Source organism: Candidatus Babeliales bacterium (assembly GCA_035944115.1).
In the GTDB taxonomy this organism is placed as follows: Bacteria; Babelota; Babeliae; order Babelales; family Vermiphilaceae; genus DASZBJ01.
Genome location: DASZBJ010000005.1, coordinates 1 through 3055, shown reverse-complemented (window position 1 = coordinate 3055; position 3055 = coordinate 1). Strand labels below are relative to the sequence as shown.

Here is a 3055-nt window from a genome sequence, read left to right as displayed (position 1 = left end):
GTGCCTGTTTTGCCCGCTGTATACAGTTCTAAGGCATTTAATTTAAATTCTTTATCATAAATTCTTATTTTTCTCATAAAGTCCCTCGTAATTGTTAGTTTACTACAAGTTCTTCATGTCTACAAAAGTGTAGCAGGATCAGGGAGGCTTGTCGTTACTCTCGAAGACGATGGTCGTCGTATAAAACTAAAAGCGTGGCGGCCTGATTGTCCTACGTTGGGGCAAGAGACCGAGAAATTACTCTTATCTACGAGCGAGATATGTCAATTTCCACTTCATCGTCTTGCTCGTATGGGAGAGCTGCTTAATCAGGTAGAACAATTTGCTGCGGAAGCTAAACCTGATACATCAGAAATAGTTAAGCTCATTAATGAGATGGAACGAGAGAGAGATGCTGGCATTCAGGAAATAGATCCCGGTTTTGATCTGTAACGTAGCAGTTGGCGATAACATAAAAGGAAAGGTCATTAAGGTTTTTCCTTTTATGTTATCGCCAACGTTAAATATACAAAGTTGTAGCAGGCCATCATCTTAATGCCCGCCAGGCGTAATGGTAGCCAACCACTTTATTTCTTTGTTTTTGCAATAAAACCATGATAGGATTTCGTATTGAAATCTTGTTGTGGTTTTTTAATTATGTTTATAGTGAAGGGTTTTATTCCATGGGTTTTCGATTTGTGCAATGCCAGGGCCTTGTTTTAGGATTGTTAATTTTTTTTGCACCGAGTAACTTGCAAGCAGCGGCACGTGAGGAAGATATTGATCAGCAACAAATAAATCATAGAGAAAAGATGGAAGATCTTTATAAAAGAGCGCGGAAAAAACAGCGAGAAGCGCAGCAGCTAACATTAGAAAAAGGAAAAAATATAGCAGGGCGATCTAAATTGGCAGCGCTGCGGGCAGAGGGGCAAGTGCCAGCAGACGACAGTTCATCTGGCGTCGTTTCTTTCATGCGAAAGAGCCTGACGCAAGCGCGACAAGCGGTTGCCAATGTGTTAACCAGAACAAATACAGATGAAGAAATAAAAGATGATCAAGATGATACACAGTTGACAGTAATGTTGACCAAGCTTCCTCCGGAATTATTCATGGGGGCGATTAGAGAATTCGTGGGGTATGCGCATGAGCGAAAAATATTTGATGAAGGCGTTGACAGCTTAATATCGAAAACAATTCATAGTGATTCTTTTGATCGAGGAGCTCTTAGTCGCAATGAAAGATTTGTTGTGTTAGGAGGAGTTACTGATCTTGATTCTTGTATAGTGGTGATGGCGACTTATGCAGGGGCGGTAGCAACACGGCACCCCATTGGTTTTCCCCCCAATAGATTGGCTATAAGCTCAGACGGAGCTATTGTCGCAGCGGTTACGGACGCATATCGTACAATACGTGTTTGGACTAGGGGCAAAGATGCAGAATTAAGATCATTAACCGTGAAGGAGATGCATACGGGAAGTATATCATCTATTGAGCTTGGTTCGACCAATGAGGGCGTACCTTTGTTGCATGCAGAAGTTGACCGAAATGGCAATTATACGAGTTATGAATGGGAGTTAAATAAGCCAGAAGAAAAAGCTGTGAATGCATTGCGCCATAACGCAAAAAAGATATCAGGGCGGATAGTTGGTAAACCTGTAGTGGTTACCAGTGGTCAGGGACAATCTGTAATGGTTACCAAGCCTGAAGAGCAAAGGGGGTATAGGTTTGATTTTCCAAATGCTTCAGAAATATTATTAAGTCGCACAGATCGTTTTCTTGTTACTATAGATAAAGATAATAAGAGGCTGGCCCGAATTTGGTTTCCGTCAGAGCAGCGACGTCATGCAGAAATGTTAACAGAAGCTTGGGGGCTTATTACAGCAGCAATGGATATTGTGGCATTTCCACGGCCGAGTATTGATGCAATGTTAAAAACGATCGATCTGTGGGAAGGGAGTTCATGTGAAAGCGAACGGGCCACATATCGAGAGAAAATCAAAGAACTATTTAATGAAGGAATGCAACAGGCACAGTATGGTGAGGACATGTCTTGGCAACAAAACTTAGGAATATAAATTTTAGAAATTTTTTGATGATAGATTTTTAATCGCTGGTTTCACGGTACTAACGCGACTCACTCTACGAATGTGCGCTTGGTTTCTAGTATGAATGTTTTTATAGCGCTGGCAGATCTTTACAAGGAGCAGCGACTAAAGGCGATTTGGCAACGCTCTCTGTACAACGACCGCAAGGAAAAGCGCAAAAGGAATTAGAAAATCAGACAAAAACACACAAGGAAGATCAAAAAAACCATCATCTTAATGCCCGCCAGGCGTAATGGTAGCTAACCACTTTATTTCTTTGTTTTTGCAATAAAAACATGATAGAATTTCGTATTGAAATCTTGTTGTGGTTTTTTAATTATGTTTACAATGAGGGGTTTTGTTCCATGGGTTTTCGATCTGCATTTGCAGGCAAATGTGTTTTTATGCTTTCGTTAGCGTCTTTTATATCATGCTCGGTACAAGCGGCTGCAAGTTTACAAGATGTTAATGATGCAAAAGAAGCGGAAGAGAAGTATCAAAAGGCGCACCGTTTAGAGCGGTTGCGTGAACGGGTAAATAAAGAGGCACAAAAACGATTAGCACCTGCCGAGCCAAAAAGCAAAAAAGGGATTCTAGGTAAGTCATTGGCCGCGGTCAAAGGGGTGGCATGCAGAATTGGTCTGGTGCGCGCAGCTGATGAGGATGCAAAAGAAGAAGATGACCGTAAAGAAGGTGCGGCACAATCGGATAATGGTGATGCGGATTATAAAAAATTAAGAGAATCGCTTGGCACGCTTTCTCCGGATTTACGTAAATATGTATGTGAGTTTATACCGTCGCTTTTGACCATTTTTGACGTAAAAAAATTAAGGCGTGAGAAGATTATTTGTTTAGGTTCTGTTGAGTTTTTAAAGATATGATTTTTTGAGGTATGATAGCACCGAAAGTTTTAGACTGAACATCTTCAAAAAATCGGCACTATCATGAAAAAAGAGTATATCAACGAAGTGGCTTGGAGCAAAATTTTAATT

Annotated in this window: 3 protein-coding genes; all 3 read left to right on the top strand. The window is 40.9% G+C overall.

Annotated elements, in window-relative coordinates:
* The first annotated feature begins 291 nt into the window (after nucleotides 1-291).
* The 3 genes from VGT41_00340 to VGT41_00330 all read left to right on the top strand — a co-directional run bounded on the left by VGT41_00340 (nucleotide 292) and on the right by VGT41_00330 (nucleotide 2944).
* Nucleotides 292-432 (top strand): hypothetical protein, encoded by a 141-nt coding sequence (locus VGT41_00340; protein HEV2600719.1) that lies wholly within the window; start codon nucleotides 292-294, stop codon nucleotides 430-432.
* 230 nt (nucleotides 433-662) lie between these two features.
* Nucleotides 663-2054, top strand: coding sequence for a hypothetical protein (locus VGT41_00335; protein HEV2600718.1), 1392 nt, complete (start codon nucleotides 663-665; stop codon nucleotides 2052-2054).
* Between the two features lie 374 nt (nucleotides 2055-2428).
* The gene (locus VGT41_00330) at nucleotides 2429-2944 is read left to right on the top strand and encodes a hypothetical protein (GenBank protein ID HEV2600717.1); all 516 of its coding nucleotides are present in this window, start codon (nucleotides 2429-2431) and stop codon (nucleotides 2942-2944) included.
* The last annotated feature ends 111 nt before the right edge of the window (nucleotides 2945-3055 follow it).